This window comes from Oceanobacillus profundus (assembly GCF_003515705.1).
Classification (GTDB): Bacteria; Bacillota; Bacilli; order Bacillales; family Amphibacillaceae; genus Oceanobacillus; species Oceanobacillus profundus.
The window spans coordinates 59,978-79,087 of the sequence record NZ_QWEH01000013.1; the positions used below are offsets into that span (position 1 = coordinate 59,978).

18 protein-coding genes are annotated in these 19,110 nt (G+C 39.0%); 2 read left to right on the top strand and 16 right to left on the bottom strand.

From position 1 onward, the window contains the following. Window positions 1–34: 34 nt before the first annotated feature. Genes modB through mobA form a run of 4 tightly spaced genes read right to left on the bottom strand, consistent with a single transcriptional unit; the run spans window position 35 to window position 2,617 of the window. A complete protein-coding gene (gene modB, locus D1B32_RS16685) occupies window positions 35–694 on the bottom strand; it encodes a molybdate ABC transporter permease subunit (protein ID WP_095314274.1) in 660 nt (219 codons plus the stop codon). A gap of 10 nt (window positions 695–704) precedes the next feature. Further along, the gene (gene modA, locus D1B32_RS16690) at window positions 705–1,484 is read right to left on the bottom strand and encodes a molybdate ABC transporter substrate-binding protein (protein WP_118889946.1); all 780 of its coding nucleotides are present in this window, start codon (window positions 1,482–1,484) and stop codon (window positions 705–707) included. A gap of 6 nt (window positions 1,485–1,490) precedes the next feature. Beyond that, window positions 1,491–2,003, bottom strand: a complete 513-nt coding sequence (locus D1B32_RS16695) for a MogA/MoaB family molybdenum cofactor biosynthesis protein (RefSeq protein ID WP_095314278.1) — start codon at window positions 2,001–2,003, stop codon at window positions 1,491–1,493. 17 nt (window positions 2,004–2,020) lie between these two features. Then, window positions 2,021–2,617 (bottom strand): molybdenum cofactor guanylyltransferase, encoded by a 597-nt coding sequence (gene mobA / locus D1B32_RS16700; RefSeq protein ID WP_095314279.1) that lies wholly within the window; start codon window positions 2,615–2,617, stop codon window positions 2,021–2,023. Window positions 2,618–2,738: 121 nt separating this feature from the next. Here mobA and D1B32_RS16705 point away from each other — a divergent pair, with 121 nt between their 5' ends. Next, entirely contained in the window at window positions 2,739–3,461 is a 723-nt protein-coding gene (locus tag D1B32_RS16705; protein ID WP_095314281.1) for a Crp/Fnr family transcriptional regulator, read from the top strand. A 291-nt stretch (window positions 3,462–3,752) separates the two neighbouring features. Here the strand turns inward: D1B32_RS16705 and mobB are convergent, their stop codons facing one another. The 12 genes from mobB to D1B32_RS16765 form a co-directional block, all read right to left on the bottom strand. After that, on the bottom strand, window positions 3,753–4,244 hold the full coding sequence (mobB, locus tag D1B32_RS16710; RefSeq protein ID WP_118889947.1) for a molybdopterin-guanine dinucleotide biosynthesis protein B: 492 nt from the start codon (window positions 4,242–4,244) through the stop codon (window positions 3,753–3,755). Window positions 4,245–4,281: 37 nt separating this feature from the next. Continuing rightward, a complete protein-coding gene (gene moaD / locus D1B32_RS16715; RefSeq protein ID WP_095314284.1) occupies window positions 4,282–4,515 on the bottom strand; it encodes a molybdopterin converting factor subunit 1 in 234 nt (77 codons plus the stop codon). After that, on the bottom strand, window positions 4,508–4,981 hold the full coding sequence (locus D1B32_RS16720; RefSeq protein ID WP_095314286.1) for a molybdenum cofactor biosynthesis protein MoaE: 474 nt from the start codon (window positions 4,979–4,981) through the stop codon (window positions 4,508–4,510). The genes moaD and D1B32_RS16720 overlap by 8 nt, the downstream gene beginning before the upstream one ends. Continuing rightward, window positions 4,974–6,287, bottom strand: a complete 1,314-nt coding sequence (locus D1B32_RS16725) for a molybdopterin molybdotransferase MoeA (protein WP_095314288.1) — start codon at window positions 6,285–6,287, stop codon at window positions 4,974–4,976. Before D1B32_RS16725 ends, D1B32_RS16720 begins: the two co-directional genes overlap by 8 nt. A 12-nt stretch (window positions 6,288–6,299) precedes the next feature. Beyond that, window positions 6,300–7,310, bottom strand: a complete 1,011-nt coding sequence (locus tag D1B32_RS16730; protein WP_095314290.1) for a MoeB/ThiF family adenylyltransferase — start codon at window positions 7,308–7,310, stop codon at window positions 6,300–6,302. Between the two features lie 11 nt (window positions 7,311–7,321). Further along, on the bottom strand, window positions 7,322–8,332 hold the full coding sequence (gene moaA / locus D1B32_RS16735) for a GTP 3',8-cyclase MoaA (RefSeq protein WP_095314292.1): 1,011 nt from the start codon (window positions 8,330–8,332) through the stop codon (window positions 7,322–7,324). Between the two features lie 90 nt (window positions 8,333–8,422). Then, window positions 8,423–9,940, bottom strand: coding sequence for a tetratricopeptide repeat protein (locus D1B32_RS16740; RefSeq protein ID WP_095314294.1), 1,518 nt, complete (start codon window positions 9,938–9,940; stop codon window positions 8,423–8,425). 30 nt (window positions 9,941–9,970) lie between these two features. Next, entirely contained in the window at window positions 9,971–10,447 is a 477-nt protein-coding gene (locus tag D1B32_RS16745) for a hypothetical protein (RefSeq protein WP_095314296.1), read from the bottom strand. A 61-nt stretch (window positions 10,448–10,508) separates the two neighbouring features. Next, entirely contained in the window at window positions 10,509–11,183 is a 675-nt protein-coding gene (narI, locus tag D1B32_RS16750; RefSeq protein WP_118889948.1) for a respiratory nitrate reductase subunit gamma, read from the bottom strand. Window positions 11,184–11,195: 12 nt separating this feature from the next. Continuing rightward, window positions 11,196–11,732 carry a nitrate reductase molybdenum cofactor assembly chaperone gene (gene narJ, locus D1B32_RS16755; protein ID WP_095314300.1) on the bottom strand — a complete coding sequence of 179 codons (537 nt, stop codon included), beginning with the start codon at window positions 11,730–11,732 and terminating at the stop codon, window positions 11,196–11,198. Window positions 11,733–11,938: 206 nt separating this feature from the next. Beyond that, complete coding sequence (gene narH / locus D1B32_RS16760; RefSeq protein WP_095314302.1) at window positions 11,939–13,411, bottom strand: nitrate reductase subunit beta; 1,473 nt, start codon at window positions 13,409–13,411, stop codon at window positions 11,939–11,941. Beyond that, the gene (locus tag D1B32_RS16765) at window positions 13,401–17,084 is read right to left on the bottom strand and encodes a nitrate reductase subunit alpha (protein WP_147379910.1); all 3,684 of its coding nucleotides are present in this window, start codon (window positions 17,082–17,084) and stop codon (window positions 13,401–13,403) included. The genes narH and D1B32_RS16765 overlap by 11 nt, the downstream gene beginning before the upstream one ends. Window positions 17,085–17,339: 255 nt before the next feature. Here D1B32_RS16765 and D1B32_RS16770 point away from each other — a divergent pair, with 255 nt between their 5' ends. Then, window positions 17,340–18,833: a nitrate/nitrite transporter gene (locus D1B32_RS16770; RefSeq protein WP_118889950.1), complete on the top strand. Its 1,494-nt coding sequence runs from the start codon at window positions 17,340–17,342 to the stop codon at window positions 18,831–18,833. Window positions 18,834–19,110 lie beyond the last annotated feature (277 nt).

Sequence of the window (19,110 nt, forward strand, 5' to 3'; positions counted from 1 at the left end):
ATTACTACCGATTCTCCTCCATTAAGGCTTCGTTTTATACATCCGTACGCATACGGTTAATTACGAATAATAAGACAAAGGAAAAACCAATACTTATTAATACATAATACCAAGCAATTGTTGTTGCATCTGTTTCAATTGCCAAATAAATTGCCGTTGGAATCGTCTGTGTTTTCCCTGGGATGTTTCCAGCAAACATTAGCGTCGCACCAAATTCACCCAATCCACGGGTGAACCCAAGAACAACTCCTGTTAATATCGAACGGATACTTAGGGGAATGACTACCTTCACCAGGGCCATCCACTCTGTTGCGCCATCAACTTGTGCCGCGCCAATAATATTCGTGTCAACAGATAGAAAACCTGTTTTAATGGATTGATACATTAAAGGAAACGCAACTGTCATTGCTGCGATTATTGCAGCAGTTGATGTAAATAAAATACTATTTCCAGTTACACTTTCTACCGCTTGTCCAATCCAGCTGTTTTTTCCAAATATAATAATAAGCAGAAATCCAATGACAGTTGGAGGAAGAACTAGCGGCAAAAAAAAGATTGTTTCCAGGACTGCATTTATTTTTCGCTCTTTTCGAACCATCCAATACGCTAAAACAACTGCCAATAAAAAGGTAAAGACCGTTGCAATGGTGGAAACATAAAAAGATAATTGAACTGGATGCCATGACCATTCCATTTGAATTCACCTACTCCATAATTAGAAAGCCGTATTTACGGAAAATATCTTTTGCCTCATTCTCTAACACATACTGATAAAAGGCTTCGCGTGCTTGCATAACCTCAGATTGTTGTTCTTCACTTTCAATAATTGCTGCATAATATTCAATCGTAGCGTGAAGACTCGGGTCAAATCGATCAATTACTGTCACATCATCCCGAGCAATTACATCACTAGCATAGACAATACCAACGTCAACCGCTCCTTGGCTCACTAATGTAACAACTTGACTAACATCTTTTGTAAATACAAGCATTTGTCTGTCTTGCAGTTCTTCCCAAACACCTATATTTTCCAATACCTCTTTTGCGTATGTACCCGCTGGAACTGCATCAGGTGTACCGACTGCTATACTTCCACCTTGCTGCATTAAATCATCTCTAGAATTTAAATCCGTTTGATTCGATTTGATAAGTACAAGCTCATTTTGAAAGATAGCAGTTCCATCTTGTACCATATCCTGCTTCACTAGTTTATCATAATCTGTTTTCGAAGCAGAAAAAAATAAATCAATTGGTGCCCCCTGTTCGATTTGCTTTCTTAGTGCTCCGGATCCTCCAAAATTATAAGAAATCTTAATTGCAGGATGCTCTTTTTCAAAGGCTTCCTTAACTTCCAATAAACTATCGGTCATGCTAGCTGCAGCAGAAACCGTTAATTCTGCAGTCTTTTCAGATTCTGAATCATTGGCACAACCAGCTAAAACTAACAGGAATAATAAAGTCAATTTAATCGTCATTTTTTTCATCTGTCATCATCCTAAATCCTTCTTAATTTCCTTCACCATATGTCCGATTTCAGGCAAAATCAAGCGCTCCATTGCTAATGTTACAGCACCTGTTGAACCAGGAATGGAAAAAATCAAGCGATGATTGGCAACCCCACAGGTTGCTCGGGATAAAATACTGGCAGTACCAATATCATATTGATAGCTCAAATAGCGAAAAAGCTCTCCAAATCCTGGGAGATGCTTGTCAAATAAAGGTTCAATTGACTCAATCGTGACATCACGATAGGATATACCAGTTCCGCCATTTACAATTACAGCATCAATTCTATTACTATAAATAGCCTTTTCAACTGTCATACGAATTTGCTCCCGCTCATCCGGGATGATTTTATACAAAGAAACTTGATGGTTTGCTTCCTTTAATAGTTCCATAATCTTTTTGCCGCTTTTATCTGTATCCTTTGTTCGTGTATCACTGACTGTAATAACTGCAATCGAAATATTGTGTGCAGCATCTTTTTTATGGTTCACTAACATTCCGCTCACTTCCCTATTTATTTATCCTCTTGCTTTTTTACCCATTTTTGATAATCTGCCTGATGATTAATATTTATAAAAGACTGTTCTTCTTCCATATCTACATACTTTACATTACATTTATCCAAAAGCTTTCTTAATGAGCGATGCTCGTGGTCTAATTGGTACTTAATTAATCCCTTGACTGAATTACGATAAATAGCAATCAGGGGCTGGAGTTTTCCTTTAGCGATTGGGATAATAGCGTCAACGTCTTGATCCATATGCTTCATTAGTGTTCTAAATATAGATTGATTCATAAACGGAACATCAATCGGAATAACAAGATACCATTCGGCTTTCATTTGTTCCATAGCAGTCAAAATACCTGCTAATGGTCCATGTCCCTGATATTCCTCCCTATCCTGAATAATCGTCATTTTTGTTTCACTGGACTGGAAACGATGCTTCAGTTCAGGACTTGTCACCATAACCATTTTTTCCACTATTGGGGTTAAAGCATCCATTGAATGTTGATAAAATGCTTTTCCATCCTTCGTCGCAAAGGCCTTTGGTTGCCCAAACCTCATCGACTTTCCACCTGCTAATATAATGCCTGCTATTTTTTCATTCACATTAAAAACTCCTTTGTAATAGAAGTTTGTACAAATTTCACAATGTTGTAACCACGCTTACATCATCTCTAATGGTAAAATAGATATGATATGGTTTGCATTCAACAAGGAGGCTACTGATATGCGAACAAGTTTATTATTAAGTGCACGTCAGAACGAAGATACGATTTCTCCTGAACTGAGAACATTGATGGATTCAATCAGCACGCTTAAAGAAATGAATCAAGACACCTTCCTATTTCACGAAGGTGCAGATGCACATGATATTTATATTATTAAATCAGGACTTGTACAAGTTTCTAAATTAACAGCAGATGGAAAAGAAATGATTTTAAGAATTTGTAAGGATAACGATATCATTGGTGAGTTAACTCTGTTTAGTGATCATCCCAAATATTTACTTAGCGCAAAGGTTTTACAAGCTGGAGAAGTATTTGTTATTAATAAAAATCAACTGGAAAAAGCTTTAATGACGAATAGCCAACTAACCTTTGAATTTATGAAATGGACGAGTAACCACATGCGTAAATTCCAGTCTAAAATAAGAGATTTATTGTTAAATGGAAAAAAAGGTGCACTGTATTCGACACTCATCCGTTTATCCAATAGCTACGGAACGAAGCAGGTTGATGGCATTTTAATTAATTTAACCTTAACAAATCAAGAATTGGCTAAGTTTATTGCAGCCACGAGAGAAAGTGTCAATCGTATGCTTGTCGAACTTAGAAAGCTCAACGTCATTTCCATTGATAAGTCTGGCAAAATACTCATTAAGGATATTGACTATTTACGCGAACAAATTGGATGTGAAAATTGTCCGGTTGATATATGCAATATTAATTAGGAAATATTTTAATATCTCAGCTTTGCAGCTTGAATATGGCAAGTAAACCTTGCTCTAATTAAGCTATGATGCTCTTAGTCCTTCATCTTGTAGATGAGGGATTTTTTCTCTAAAATGATGATTATCTTTCGCAGCCTTTTTCTTCCCATCGTGGTAAGCTCTCTCGGTTGATCGCTTATACTTTTCACTCTTATCTACCCTGACTGCTTGTTTCTCGGGTGATTTCTAACCCTCTGTCATACTCTAGCCCTTGAAAACGATCTAGAACACAAGAATTTAGATATCCTTATCCTATCTTTTTAAAAAATTTCGTTTCATCCATTCATAAAATTCATCTATCTTTGACGTTTTAAAAACAGGATACATCACCGGGGTGTCGAATGATAAGGAGGTGATTACTGCTTGGATATTTTTTACTTGTTCCAGCAACGAAAAATCTTCTTCTCGATTAATAAGAACTACTTTTGGAAAAGGTTCTTTTTTAAAACCTTCCATAACAAGCACATCGACACCCATCAGTTGATAAATAGCGATTAATTGTTCAACATCCCAAGATGCAGCTGAAAGCTGTAAGATTCCTTCCCCTTCAACCCCTGAGATGACAGCGCCTGCTTGCTTATGTTTTGCGCTGTCCGTATTTTCTAATCCGATCGGAGCACCACCATGACCATGGTGTTTAAGAGATGCCACAGTATGCCCCGATTCACTTAACATCGCTATCATTTTGGAAGCGAGTGTCGTTTTCCCACTATTTTTAAAGCCAACAATTTGAATGATTTCCATTCATGTTTCTCCTTCACCATTTATGCTGTATTTTCTATTACCCACCACTTACTGGTGGAATAAAAGCAACCGTATCACCAGCTTTAGCAATTTCATCATCCATTACATATTCTTCATTTACTGCTGTCATGACTTGATCTAATTCAATAAGCTGATACGTCTCTTTAAGGATATTTTTTAAATCACGAATCGTCGTTTGCTCTTTGTCTATCGTTAATTGATCGCTTCCTGCCTTTTCTTGTAAATGGGCAAATAATAGAATCTTAATCATGCTTCTCATCCTTTACATCTGGTTTTCCATTGGGATAAGGAACCTTTTCCAATTGATCACCAATCCAGGTCTCGCCATCTTCCCAATGTTCTTTTTTCCAAATCGGAACGATCTGTTTAATTCTTTCAATTGCATATTCATTCGCTTCATAAGCAGCTTTGCGATGTGGTGAGGAAACAGCGATAACAACCGCGATATCCGAAATATCTAAATGCCCAATTCGGTGAGAAATAGCTACTTCTGTATTTGGCCACTTCTCATTTATTTCCTCTCCAATTTTAGCAAGCATTTTTACCGCCATCGGAACGTAGGCTTGATACTTCAAATAAACCGTTCTTCTTCCTCTTGTCCATTCTCTGACAGTTCCAATAAATGTGGTGATAGCACCTGCTTCTCTTCGCTCTACTTTTTTTATTACAGCTTCTACTTCAATAGGTTCTTCAACAATCTCAAATAATTCATTCATAGGTGCGCTGGCTCCTTCTTGAATTCACATCTGCTGTCGTAAAGTTTTCAAACGTTGTACCTTCTTGATCTTCCAAGAGAATAATAGAAACCTCCATGCCCGTTTCATACCCTCTTGTGCCTCCAGGCAGTACAATAAGAATATTTGCTTCAGCCAAGGAAGTAACAACATTTGATTTATCTAAGCCAACCGGGGTTGCTACTAACCTTCCAGTTTCATAGGATAAATGTCCACGAACAAAGCGGTCAAACGGATTCGGCTTTGGAAAATCTGCGCCAAGGATGGCTACTTCTTTCTTTAAAAAAGCTGCTTTTGTCTGTAAAAATGTACGAATGATTGGTCTTGTGTAAAGCTCAAATCCAACATAGCAGGCAGAAGGATTTCCGGATAAACCAAACAATAATTTCCCGTCGTTCTCCGCAACTGTTGTCACACTTCCTGGCCTCATACCAATTTTATTAAATAAAACAGCAGCTCCTAATTGGTCATAAATTGCTGGCAAGAAATCAAAGTCACCAACGGATACCCCGCCTGTTGTAATTAAAACATCTACCTTTTCCAGGCTTTCCTTCACTTTATGATAGCAAGTTTCAAAATCATCATTGAATTGGCCGAAATAAATTGGCTCGCCACCCGCTCTAATAACCTGAGCGTATACCATATAAGCATTACTATTTCTGATTTTCCCAGGCCTTAACGGTTCATCGACACCTAATAATTCACTGCCTGTAGCAATGATACCGATTTTAGGTTTTACACTAACCGGAACTTTCTTATAGCCAAATGTTGCTAAGACGGCAACAATTCCCGGGGTTATAAAGGTGCCTTTGGAGACAAGCACCGTTCCTTTTGTTGTATCCTCACCAGCAAAGGAAATATTGTCACCAGCATTTAATTTTCGTTTTAACTGGAAATAATCCTTTCCATCTTGTATATATTCCTTCACGGACTCAAACATGATTACTGCATCACAATCGTTTGGAATTTGGGCACCTGTCATGATTCGAACCGCTTCATTGTCACCAACATGCTCGTTAAACACACTCCCTGCCCCAATTTCACCAATGACTTCAAATGATATAGCATTTTTACTGGAAGCCATTTTTGTGTCCGCTGATTTTACAGCAAACCCATCATATGGAGACCTGTCAAATGGAGGTACATGGTGATCTGCAATAACATCTTCAGCAAGATAACGACCATAACTTTCCTCTATCGATACGAATTCGCCCTTGCCATGCTGGGCAAAATCCATTACCTTTTCAATGGCTTCATTTACTTTAATCGGTTTCCGTCTTTCTACCATGTGTCATCACCTTCATCCTGCTAATTGATTGTAAATTGTTTTCGCTTTTTCGATCGAATCAGTACCGTGTATTAATGTTCTGCCATCCTGGAAGAAAACGAGACGATAGGATTCGTATTCCAATGACAATAAAAAATGGTTATGTCTGACTGGGGCGATTTTTTGCAATCGATGTGCTAATTCATCTAGATTTAATTTCTGAGGTGTTCGTATTTGTACCGTATTCCTTCCACAAAGCACTTCCGATTTTGTACGTGATTCATAGTTTAAATGCGGATAGCTTGGATTTTCACCACATGTCGGACAATCTGCTTTTTTAGCACGATCTACTTTCATCATATGATAATGATTATTCCATAAATCAAATGTCACAAGCTTTGTTCGGCAGGCATTGTTGTCACCAACAAGCAGTTTTAAGGCTTCTGCCGTTTGATGGGCAACAACCATTTGGACTGCTGGTGAAATAATTCCAACAGAGTCACAAGTCGCTCCTGAGACTGGCATCGTATCCATTAAGCAACCGAGGCAAGGGGTCTCATCTGGCAAAACCGTAAAACTCATGCCTGTACTTCCAACACAAGATCCATAAATCCACGGTATTTGTTCTTTATGCGCTAAATCGTTCAGGATAAATCGCGTTTCAAAATTATCCGTTGCATCGATTAGGATATCCACATTTTTTAATAAAGGAAGTAGTGTCACTGGTGTGGCATCCATAACATAAGCATCGATAACAACCGAAGAATTAATTTGCTGCAGGCGCTGTTTAGCCGCCATTGCTTTTGGAAGTTGCTCCGTGACCTCTTTTTCGGTATACAATTGCTGCCTTTGTAAATTACTTAATTCGACATAATCTCGATCAATAATCGTCAGCTTCCCTATTCCAGCACGAACTAGGTTTTCCGCATTAGCAGACCCCAATGCACCACAGCCTAAAATGAGTATATGCTTATTTTGTATCTTCTCTTGCCCAGCTTCACCAATCGGTTTAAAAAGTATTTGCCGTGAATATCGATTTCCCATCATTTTTTCTCCTACCCACCTATATAAGACATCTCAATTTTCTTCTTATGTTTAGCTGATTCTGCTGTCCGCTCATCTGAATATCGATCGGTCCGGCTACTCCATATGTTCCTAATTTCTTCTTTTATTTCTTCATCTGTTTTCTCAGAACGTAGCAGTTCACGGAAATCAAAACCATTCCCAGCAAACAGACAGGTGTACATTTTTCCATCTGCAGCAATCCTTGCCCTTGTGCAACTGGAACAGAATGATTCGGATACCGATGTGATAAACCCAACTTCCGTGTTTGTGCCACTATAGCGATAACGTTTTGCTACCTCTCCTACGTATGCAGGATCAACAGCTTCCATTTCGAAATGTTTCGAAAGCTCCTTGAAAATTTCCTTTTTCGTTATCACTTTGCTGAAGTTCCAGCCATTTGACTGTCCAACATCCATAAATTCAATATATCTTAACTGAATTCCTTGTTCCTTAAAATAGGCTGCCATTGGAACAATTTCTCCATCATTCATTCCTTTTTTTACGACCATGTTTACTTTTACTTCCAAGCCTGCTTCTTTCGCTTTTTGGATGCCTTTCAATACACGGTCTGGACCCACGCCACTATCGTTAATCGATTTAAATAACGTCTCATCCAGTGCATCTAAACTTACATTGACACGTTTTAGACCTGCATCTTTCAGTTTTTGTGCCATGTGAGAAAGCAAGGACCCATTTGTTGTCAGCCCAATATCCTCTAACCCTTCGATGCGCGCCAGCTTTTCAATTAATACAGGCAAGTCTCTCCTCAGTAAAGGTTCCCCACCAGTTAATCGGATTTTTTTTATGCCTAATGCTACAAATAGCTTTGCAATACGTTCTATTTCTTCAAAGCTTAATAGTTGCTCTCTAGGCATGAACGCAAAGTCTCTGCCAAAGATTTCTTTTGGCATACAATACGTACACCTAAAATTACAACGATCGATGACAGAGATACGAAGATCCTTCATTGGCCGACCAAATTTATCTGTTAGTACTGTCATTCGGATCATCTCTCCTTCTAAGAACATTATATCTACTATTTATAGTTCGGGTCTGTAACAAATATCACTTTCTTTGAAGAACTTACAGCTTTAAACCGTTGCTTTCTTCGTTTGCAGCTTCACAAATTTATCTTCATAAATCCTTCGCTTTTGCGGATTATGATTCCTTGTAAAGAATTCTATGATACCTGCCAATGCTTCTTCAACTAACTCCGGCTGCTGGACTTTTTCAATGATTTTAAACCCTTTCTCATAACAGATTTCTGCTTTTTTTACATCTTCCTCATTTTTATTTTCATAACAATATGCTAAGCGAATCAGGGTTAGCCCTTTTTCTTCCTTGCAGCTAGGCAGCGTTTCATAGATTGCTAGTGCTTCCTTATAATAAGAAAAAGCATCTTCTATTTTTTCCTGCTGCACATAATTAAAAGCAATAGCCTGTAATGTATTCCCATAAGCAATGGATTTTTTCCGCCCCTCTTGTTCCAGTCGTGCCAGAAACTCCTTGAACATCATGAATGCTTTGTCATAGTTTTTTTCATCGGAATAAATCTTCCCAAGTGCATACAGATATTGCTGCCGGATCTTTGGAAATTGAGTGGCTAATTCCAATCCCTTCTCTAAATATTTCTTCGCCTCGTTTAATTTAAATATCTTCATCGAAATCGTGCCTATTTTAGAGTAGACATAAACAATCATAAAATGAGTGTCATCATAAAAAGTCGTTAGCTGTGCCAGCGCTTGTTTATAATAATTGATAGCACGAGGGAAGTTACTCATGTTTTCATCTATTTCCGCAAGCATCAGAACAGCTTTAGCAATATCTAAATGATTCCCCTGATACAAATCATCCATATGCTTGATTGCCTGTGTAAGCGTTTTTCGAGCGTCCTTTAAATCAATATAAAATTGGATTTCACCAATTTTTAGTAATGTTCGTGCTGTTGTTTCTTTATCTTTTTCCTCTTGGTATGCTTTTAACAATTGCCGATAATATTCCAGTGCTTTCGTGTAATTTTCCACCTTGATATATGCATCGGACAATGTATCAATAGTTTGAGCAATAATGGGATGTGTAAATGGAACTGCCTTCTGAAAATAGCTTAATGCTTTCTCAAGCTGAGTTAAGCCACTTTCCATATTTTCTTCAGCAAGAGCAACTTTTCCTAAATGGCTAAAAATAACTCCATATGCATAGGTATCCTGATAATTCTTAGAATCTAACAATGCCAATAATTTAGCTAACTCTATCCTTGCATTGGATAGCTGTCCGTAATCACTCTCTAATGCAGCATAATCAAGGTACGTGTCAATCACCATTTCAATATAATTGTCACCGAGATCCTTCGTTAAACGAATAGCTTGCCGACTATAATTACCGCCTTTATCATAGTTACTTGCTTTTCTGTAATACTTTGCCACGGTACTTAACATAAAAAAACGCTCTTTGGTGCTATATTCGCCTCTAGAAGCCAAAAGTCCTTCCATTTCCTTAATTTTCTCTTTTATTCCACTCGTTGAATCTTTTATTATTTGTTCCCTCACTTTCATACAAAGCGAAAGTATTCCATCTGTTTGTTGTCTAATCAAATCCAGATTCGTTATCAAATCTTCCACATCCTTTCTGTTGGGCACGAACTATAAAAGTAAATGGATTGCAATCAGGAAAAACAATGCTATTCCCAATCGCAAATGTGTTCTTCTCAATTTTCCTGTTGGTTTTATCAATCTCCACCACCCTGTTATCACCATGAGGATTAAATTAAGGAGGGCAAGCAGGCCTGCTACCATCTTGCTGTTGTGAAAGGAAAACCCATACAAATGAAGAATCGAAATAGCATGCAATACAATAAAAACCAATGCTAAAGTTCCTGTCCAGCGATGGAAGGGCATTACTCTTTTCGATATGTTCACGAATTTAATTTTCATTTTTCGATCAGGAGTGTTGCGAATAGTAGAAAATACAGCGTTCCTTGTCCAATTAAACAAAAATAATAAAAAGCCAATAAGCCCAAATAAAATAGGGGTGCTTAAAGCTGGAAAAGAAAAGTGATTTACAACTTGCCAAACTGAAAGTATTAATAGGATGATATTGAAATAAAACCATTTACTCATTATGACTCTCCTCATATAAATGAAGAGAGCCAGTGTTTAAAAGCTACTCTCTTCTGTTGGTTTACCTTGCAGCCCTGCGTTTGTAAATCACATAGCTCCTGCTTAGGTATCTAATCGGGAAACTAAACGCATGGACCAATCTTGTAAATGGCCAAACGGCATATAAAGAGAATGTGCAATAAATATGGATTTTAAACCAGATTGGAACGCTTGCCATTAACTCTGGCTGGACATTAAAAATAAATAATCCCCGCAGCCATGGTGCGATAGTTGTCCGGTAATCAAAACCTTGTGCATCCACATTAAAAGAAGTTGCAAGTAATCCTGAACCAATCGCAAGGATGATAAAAATTAAGGAAACCCAGTCACTCGCAGACGTTGTAGCCAGAATCCGTTTGACACTAATTCGACGATAGGTTAACAAGATAATCCCAATAAATGCAGCAATACCTGCTGGCAGTCCAAAAGCAATGGCCACAATATGGTATGTGTGCTCGCTTATTCCCAGAGAATTATAAAACTCAACAGGTATAATCAAACCTAATACATGACCACCGAATACAAATATGATCCCCACATGGAATAAAAGCGAACCAATTCTTAACTGTTTTTTTTCAAGAAATTCACTCGATTTTGTCGTCCAGCCGAATTGGTCCTTTTGATAACGATAAATAAGACCGCCAATAAATACAGTTAACACGATATAAGGGAAGATCCCCCACAGTAATAAATCCATTTTAGCTCCCTCCTAGGCTTCTTCTAGAGCCACAGCTGTTACTCCGTTTTCTTCCATGTAAAGAAAGAGTGCATCAAATAATAAACTGTAATAACTATTGTTCTCTTGTAATTTCCCATGAATTTCGCCAATAGCCTGTTGATGCATGGAGAGCAGCTCATTACTTGCCTCTACGGAAACATTCGCACAGAATTCTAGAATAACAGGAAGATAGTCTGGTAATTCTTTGTCAGTTACTTCAAACCCATGCGCCTCATAATACTTTTTAAGTTTAAGTAATTCCAAACCTCGTTCACGTTGCTCACCTAGTTTCAAATAGGTTACATAGAGATTCGTTAATCTTCCAAAATCAAAATGCTCAATATAGTGTGTAATCCAATCGTCTAAGGACATCTCTTTTGATTGTTGAATAAACTGCTTGATATTTCCTGTGATTTGACTGTTTGACTGTTCTTCTATTTCCCTTTCTATTTCTGGTAAGATGTCTATCATTTCTTCCGTTGGATAGTTAAGGAGAAAGGATATTAGCTGATAGATATGTTGATTCATAAACCACGACCTCCTTCATTGTTAGAAATCAGGATTGGTAAAACGGCTTTACCAATCCTCCATTGGGGTGTTCATCGCCTCTATCAGTGACCGCTTCTCTTTGATTTTCCTCTGTTCGGGCACTCATCGCCTCTATCAGTGACCGCTTCTCTTTGACTTCCCTCTGTTCGCGCACTCATCATCTTCATGAGTGACCGTATATCTTATTATTGCAGCACGCCGCAGCTTCCTGGGCCTCCGGCAAAGTCTAAGCCGCAAGCTCCTTGTTCTTCATACAAATCAGCAACTTCTTCTTTGTGGCTATGCGGAATCACAAATCTGTCTTCATATTTAGCAATCGCTAAGAGGCGATACATTTCTTTGATTGCTTTTTCAGTTAAACCGAGATCGGAAAGGACATCAGAATCAAATTCTTTTCCAGTTTGTTCAGCTCGCATAAAGTTACGCATGACTGCCATTTTCTTTAGAACCGTACGAATATGCCCGGTATCTCCAGCAGTTAATAGATTTGCAAGGTATTCAATTGGAATCCGCATGTTATCAATTGCAGGGAAAATGTCTTCTGTATCTGCAGTACTTCCTTTTCCTTCAATCATGTTCATAACCGGGCTTAGTGGCGGAATGTACCATACCATTGGCATTGTTCTGTATTCCGGATGTAATGGCAGAGCAATCTTCCAGTCTATTATCATTTTATAAAGTGGAGATTTTTGAGCTGCTTCAATCCAGTCCATTGGAATTCCATCTTTTTTCGCTTGCTTGATAACTTCCGGGTCATTTGGATCAAGGAAAATACCAAGCTGTGCATGATATAATTCCTTTTCATCCTCTACAGATGCTGCTTCCAGCACACGGTCTGCATCATATAACATGATTCCGATATAACGAATCCGTCCAACACATGTTTCTGCACAAATCGTTGGCTGGCCATTTTCGATTCTCGGGAAACACATCGTACATTTTTCAGCTTTGTTTGTTTTCCAGTTAAAATACACTTTTTTATACGGACAAGAAGTCACACAATGTCTCCATGCACGACATGCATTTTGGTCCACTAGTACGATTCCATCTTCATCCCGTTTATACATTGCTCCAGATGGACAGGAGGATACACATGGTGCGTTAATGCAATGCTCACAAATACGTGGCAGATACATCATGAATACATCTTCGAATTCCGTTTTAATGGATTCTTCCATCTGCACGACGTTTGGATCACGCAGTCCTGTAATATGGCCACCCGCTAAGTCATCCTCCCAGTTTGGTCCCCATTCCAAATCCATGAATTCTCCTGTCACCGCAGATTTGGCTCTAGCAACAGGCTGATGCTTGCGTTCCTTACTATTTGTTAATGTTTCATAATCATAGTTCCACGGTTCAAAATAATCGTCCATTTCTGGCTGGTTTGGGTTGTAAAACAAGTTTAGTAGCCGATTCGTTTTTGAGCCTGATTTTAACCTTAACTCATGGTTGTGAAGCTCCCAGCCACCTTTATATTTTTCTTGATCTTCCCACTGCTTTGGGTAGCCAATTCCAGGCTTTGTTTCTACATTATTAAAATACATGTATTCGGCACCTGGGCGGTTTGTCCATGTGTTCTTGCATGTCACACTACATGTATGACAGCCAATACACTTATCGAGGTTCATTACCATCCCGACCTGTGCTTTAATTTTCAAGCCAATCTACCTCCTTCATTTTCCGAATCACAACATTCAAGTCACGTTGGTTTCCTGTTGGCCCATAGTAATTAAATCCATAGCTTAATTGGGCATATCCACCAATCATATGGGTTGGTTTTACATGGATTCTCGTTGGACTATTATGCGTACCACCACGATTTTTCGTAAGGCTTGTTCCAGGTGTATGAATATGACGATCTTGAGCATGATGCATAAATGCCATTGTTCTTGGGATACGATGGGAAACAACCGCTCTTGCTACTACGACTCCATTACGGTTGAAGCATTCAATCCAATCATTATCCTCTACATCAATTTCCGCTGCATCATCTTTATTTAGCCAAACCGTTGGACCACCTCGGAATAGAGTTAACATTGGCTGTGCATCAAAGTACATGCTATGAATCGACCATTTATTATGCGGGGTAAGATAATTCAGCGTAATTTCTTTTCCTTCCACTTCTGGTCTTTTTGAACGGAATGGCTTATGGTTCAAAATTGGCTTGAATACGGCAAATGATTCCCCAAATTCCTTCATCATTTCATGATCCAGGAAGTAGGATTGCCTTCCTGTAATGGTTCGAAATGGAATCAATCGTTCAATATTTGTTGTAAAAGGGGAATACCTTCTGCCGCCTTTTTCGGAGCCGCTAAAAGCTGGTGACGTAATAACCGTCATTGGTTGTGCCGTTATTTTTTCAAATGTAAATAACTCTTCTTCTCTTTCCTCTGCTAAATCTTTTAACTCAAGTTCTGTTACTTCTTCTAATGCTTCCCATGCTTTTACAGCTACTTTTCCATTCGTTGTAGAGGAAAGCATTAAGATTGCTTCACATGCATCTTTAGCATGTGTAATATCTGGACAGCCATCGGCAATCGTTCCATTATCCACCGTTCCAAGTGTATGTTTCACTTGTTCGTACTCTTTTTCCATATTCCAGTTGATACCTTTTCCACCATAAGGCTGTGTTGCAACATTTGGTCCAAGTGCTGTCATCTTGTTATAAATTTGTTTGTAATCACGTTCCACCACATGAATTTGTGGCATTGTTTTACCCGGAATAGGTTCACATTCACCTTTGGACCAGTCTTTAATTCGACCTAATGGCTGGGCCATTTCTGCTTTTGTATCGTGCAGCAATGGTGTTGCTACGATTTCCTTGATTGTCTCCATATCAATTTCCTCAGCTAAATCAGAAACACCCTTGGCTAAAGCTTTAAAGATATCCCAGTCCGATTTCGCTTCCCATGGTGATGCTATTGCTGGATTAAATGGATGTACAAATGGATGCATATCCGTACTGGATAAGTCGTGTTTTTCATACCAAGTTGATGCAGGTAGGATGACATCTGAGTAAAGTGCCGTTCCAGCCATCCGGAAGTCAAGGTTAATTAATAAATCAAGTTTCCCTTCCGGTGCTTCTTCCCGCCATTTAATTTCCTCAGGACGAATGCTCTCTTCATCATCGTTTAAAAGACCATGGGATGTTCCCAGTAGATGTTTAAGGAAGTACTCATGCCCTTTTCCTGAACTGGAGATTAAGTTGGCACGCCACACAAATAAGTTTCTTGGGAAATTGACCGGGTTATCTGGATCTTCAATTGCAAATTGCAGCTCTTTTTCTTTTAATTGCTTAGCCACATATTTCCCAATATCTTCCGTTGTTTCATAGCCACTTGCTACTGCTTCCTTATAGAGATCGATTCCGTTTTTATTGAATGTTGGATAAGATGGCAGCCAGCCAAGGCGAGCAGCTAACACATTGTAGTCCCCGTGATGTTCGTATCTTGCCTTTTCATTTGCAGCGGTAAGGTCACTAACTGGTGTTTCCTCAAAGCGCCATTGGTCGGTTGCAAAGTAGAAAAAGGATGTACCGTTTTGCAGTTTAGCTGGGCCGCCCCAATCTTTAGCAGTTGCAATCGTATTCCAGCCTTCTGCAGGCCGTAATTTTTCTTGTCCAACATAGTGGGCCCAGCCTCCGCCATTTACACCTTGTGCGCCTACCATTAGAACAAGGTTGACAACTGCACGGTAAATCGTATCTGAGTTAAACCAATGGTTAATTCCGGCACCAACGATAATCATGGAACGACCTTTTGTATCCACCGCATTTTGTGCAAATTCACGTGCAATTTTAATGACGAGGTTGCGGTCAACACCCGTTATCTCTTCTTGCCATGCTGGTGAGAATGGTGCAATCTCATCATAAGAGCTTGCCACTTCTCCACCAAGACCACGGTCAATACCATAGTTGGCAAGCATCAAGTCATAGACGGTCGCAATGTATTCGGTTTTTCCATTTAACTCTACTTTTTTCACTGGAACCGCACGTGGCAAAACTTTTCTAGTTTCCGCATCAAAATATGGCATATTGACATGTACCACCTCGTCTTCTATTCCTAGAAAACTCAATACAGGTTCAATTTTTTCATTTGTGTTTTCATCAATAAGCTTTAAGTTCCAGTTTCCTTTATCATCCCAACGAGAACCCATCGTTCCATGCGGAATAGAGAATTTACCTGTTGCTTGATTATACATAGCAGGCTTCCATTCATTATTCTCTGAAGCAGTGCCAAGATCAGCTTCATTTAGGAATCTGTCTGCCACAAACATTCCATTATCTTCTTTTAAACGAACAGAGAATGGAAAATCGGTATATTGCTTTGCATAATCCTCAAAGTATGGTGTCATATTTTTATCATAAAATTCATTTAAGATTACATGCCCCATTGCCATTGCAACTGCACCATCAGTTCCCTGCCTTACTGATAACCAGTCATCAGAGAAGGTCGTTGATTCAGCATAGTCCGGACTAACGGATACAACTTTCGTTCCTTTATAACGAGCTTCCACTAAAAAGTGAGCGTCTGGTGTACGTGTCATCGGCACATTCGAACCCCATGTGATAATATAGCTTGAGTTAAACCAGTCTGAGCTCTCTGGTACATCTGTTTGATCTCCCCAAATTTGCGGAGAGGCTGGTGGCAAGTCGGCATACCAATCATAGAAGCTAAGCATTGGACCGCCCATTAATTGCATAAAGCGACTTCCAGCTGCATGGCTGATCATGGACATCGCAGGAATTGGAGAAAAACCAACATTTCGATCTGGTCCATATTTCACGATCGTATATAAGGAAGATGCAGCTACAAGCTTTGTTACCTCTTCCCAGTCTGCTCGGGCTAGTCCGCCCTTCCCTCTTGCTTGTTTATAGGAATTCGCTTTTTCTTTGTCCTCGACAATGCTCTTCCAAGCTTCCAAAGGATTATCATAAGTTGCTAATGCTTCTCTCCATAATGTCAATAATCTTTTCCGTACATATGGATATTTCACACGTAATGGACTGTAAATATACCAAGAGAAGCTCGCTCCCCTTGGACAGCCGCGGGGTTCAAATTCCGGCATATCTGGACCTGTTGTTGGATAGTCCAATTGTTGGCCTTCCCATGTGACAATCCCGTCTTTCACATAAATATTCCAGCTGCATGATCCGGTACAGTTAACCCCATGTGTTGATCGAATAACCTTATCATGCTGCCATCTTCTCCGATATACATTTTCCCAGTCACGGTTACCTTCTTGTAATTGACTATGATTATTGGAATATGTTTCTTTTGGTTTTAAATAGTTCAATCGTTGCCAAAGTGGAGATGGTTTCTTCTTCATCATTGTCCCTCCATGTAAATTGCTTTGTTCTAACTCCAATGTTAAACATCCCACCCCATACATGTTGTGAAATACATCACACCTTTATGAGATGTCAAATTTTAGACATAAATAATATTTAAATGGTTGTGTGTGAATTTATTCAAAAATCGGTCACAGATTATGTGATGTTTTTCACTACTAATTCCGGCAAGCCTCGTTAAACTTATAACCAATTACAGAAGTAAATTAAAGATTATCCAGAGAAAGGTATGATTTATTTTGAAGAAACCGGGTTTACAGCTTTCATTACAAACATCCAGTTTAGTCGTTGGGTTTATGGTGTGGGTACTCATTTCGTCGCTAATGCCATATATCACAGCAGATATTCCGCTGACTTCTGGGCAAGCGTCAATTATAACGGCTATTCCAGTTATTTTGGGCTCCCTCATGCGCATACCAATTGGTTTTTATGCTGATCGATTTGGCGCAAGAATTATTTTCTTAATTAGCTTTCTCATTCTTTTATTTCCTGTTTTTTACCTAAGTGCAGCGAGTTCCTTTACCGATCTTGTAATTGGAGGACTCATACTAGGTATTGGTGGAGCAACCTTTTCCATCGGAGTTACATCACTGCCGAAATATTACCCAAAGGAAAAACACGGCTTTATTAATGGGGTGTACGGTGTTGGTAATATTGGTACCGCCATTACAACGTTTGGAGCTCCAATTATAGCTGGTTCCATTGGCTGGCAGGGAACGATACGGATATTCCTAGTTATTTTGGTCGTATTTTCAGCATTGGTTTTTATTTTTGGTGATCGTAAAGAAGCAAAAGTAAGAAAATCCATGGTTGAACAAATTCGAGGTGTTTATAAAAATACGACATTGTGGTTCCTAAGCTTATTTTATTTCATTACATTCGGGGCCTTTGTAGCCTTCACTATGTTTTTACCAAGTTTTCTGGTTGATAATTTTGGATTAGACCCAGTGGATGCTGGGATTCGAACAGCAGTATTTATTATTATTGCCACCCTGCTTCGTCCAGTTGGAGGATTGCTTGCAGATAAGTTTAATCCATTTATTATTTTAATGTTTGTTTTTATCGGTGTTGCCTTTTCGGGCATCCTATTATCCTTCTCACCTGATATTATTTGGTATACCGTTGGTGCACTGGCTGTAGGAGTTACGGTTGGTATTGGAAATGGTACTGTCTTTAAATTAGTACCGTTGTATTTTTCCAAACAAGCTGGCATTGTAAATGGTATTGTATCCGCTATGGGAGGCCTAGGCGGTTTCTTCCCGCCACTGCTTTTGACTGCTGTTGCAAATATTACTGGTCATCATGCGATTGCTTTCATGTTAATGTCAGAATTTGCCTTCGTAAGTTTTGTTATTGTTATTTTTATGTATTATCAGGAACGAGTGAGTGTTGAAGGTAAAATTATCGAAAGTGCTGCGGAAGGAATTATGGTAACGAATAAAAAACGCATCATTCAAAATGTTAATCCAGCCTTTGAGCGAATCACTGGTTATACAAAAGAGGAAGTACTCGGAAAGACACCTGCAATTCTAAAATCCGGTAAACAGGACGCAGGCTTTTATGATGGAATGTGGAATTCGATTAATGAAAATGGCTTTTGGGAAGGTGAAATATGGAACAAACGAAAAAATGGAGAGATGTATCCGGAGTTACTTACCATTAGTCCAGTGAAGAATAATGTTGGCGAGATTAAGTACTATGTTGGTGTATTTAATGATATAACACATTAACAAAAGCGGAAGCGCCCGGTTAGCGACGTACGGACTGGACTGAACCGAAGGAGATAAAGGAAACACGGCGACCGTAGGGAGTCGATGTTGACTTATCGTACGGAGGTGAGGGAAGTCTCGCTAGTCGTTGGGCGCTGGAGCTGGACGTGGCTACTTAGGTAACTAAGTTATATACATCATTCAAAATTTTATAGTTTTCTAGCTGAAAAAATCCTGAGTTGATATTACTCAGGATTTTTATTGGCTAGCGCACTAATGCTGCGGACAACTTCGTTAC

What these genes read in the sequence shown, in the direction of transcription:
- D1B32_RS16745 (WP_095314296.1), bottom strand. Translation starts at nt 10,447, where the DNA reads ATGAGTAAATGGTTTTATTTCAATATCATCCTATTAATACTTTCAGTT.
- D1B32_RS16725 (WP_095314288.1), bottom strand. Translation starts at nt 6,287, where the DNA reads ATGGTAGAAAGACGGAAACCGATTAAAGTAAATGAAGCCATTGAAAAG.
- D1B32_RS16720 (WP_095314286.1), bottom strand. Translation starts at nt 4,981, where the DNA reads ATGAATGAATTATTTGAGATTGTTGAAGAACCTATTGAAGTAGAAGCT.
- narI (WP_118889948.1), bottom strand. Translation starts at nt 11,183, where the DNA reads ATGGATTTATTACTGTGGGGGATCTTCCCTTATATCGTGTTAACTGTA.
- D1B32_RS16705 (WP_095314281.1), top strand. Translation starts at nt 2,739, where the DNA reads ATGCGAACAAGTTTATTATTAAGTGCACGTCAGAACGAAGATACGATT.
- modA (WP_118889946.1), bottom strand. Translation starts at nt 1,484, where the DNA reads ATGAAAAAAATGACGATTAAATTGACTTTATTATTCCTGTTAGTTTTA.
- mobB (WP_118889947.1), bottom strand. Translation starts at nt 4,244, where the DNA reads ATGGAAATCATTCAAATTGTTGGCTTTAAAAATAGTGGGAAAACGACA.
- D1B32_RS16765 (WP_147379910.1), bottom strand. Translation starts at nt 17,084, where the DNA reads ATGATGAAGAAGAAACCATCTCCACTTTGGCAACGATTGAACTATTTA.
- narJ (WP_095314300.1), bottom strand. Translation starts at nt 11,732, where the DNA reads ATGAATCAACATATCTATCAGCTAATATCCTTTCTCCTTAACTATCCA.
- modB (WP_095314274.1), bottom strand. Translation starts at nt 694, where the DNA reads ATGGAATGGTCATGGCATCCAGTTCAATTATCTTTTTATGTTTCCACC.
- D1B32_RS16730 (WP_095314290.1), bottom strand. Translation starts at nt 7,310, where the DNA reads ATGGGAAATCGATATTCACGGCAAATACTTTTTAAACCGATTGGTGAA.
- moaD (WP_095314284.1), bottom strand. Translation starts at nt 4,515, where the DNA reads ATGATTAAGATTCTATTATTTGCCCATTTACAAGAAAAGGCAGGAAGC.
- moaA (WP_095314292.1), bottom strand. Translation starts at nt 8,332, where the DNA reads ATGACAGTACTAACAGATAAATTTGGTCGGCCAATGAAGGATCTTCGT.
- D1B32_RS16695 (WP_095314278.1), bottom strand. Translation starts at nt 2,003, where the DNA reads ATGTTAGTGAACCATAAAAAAGATGCTGCACACAATATTTCGATTGCA.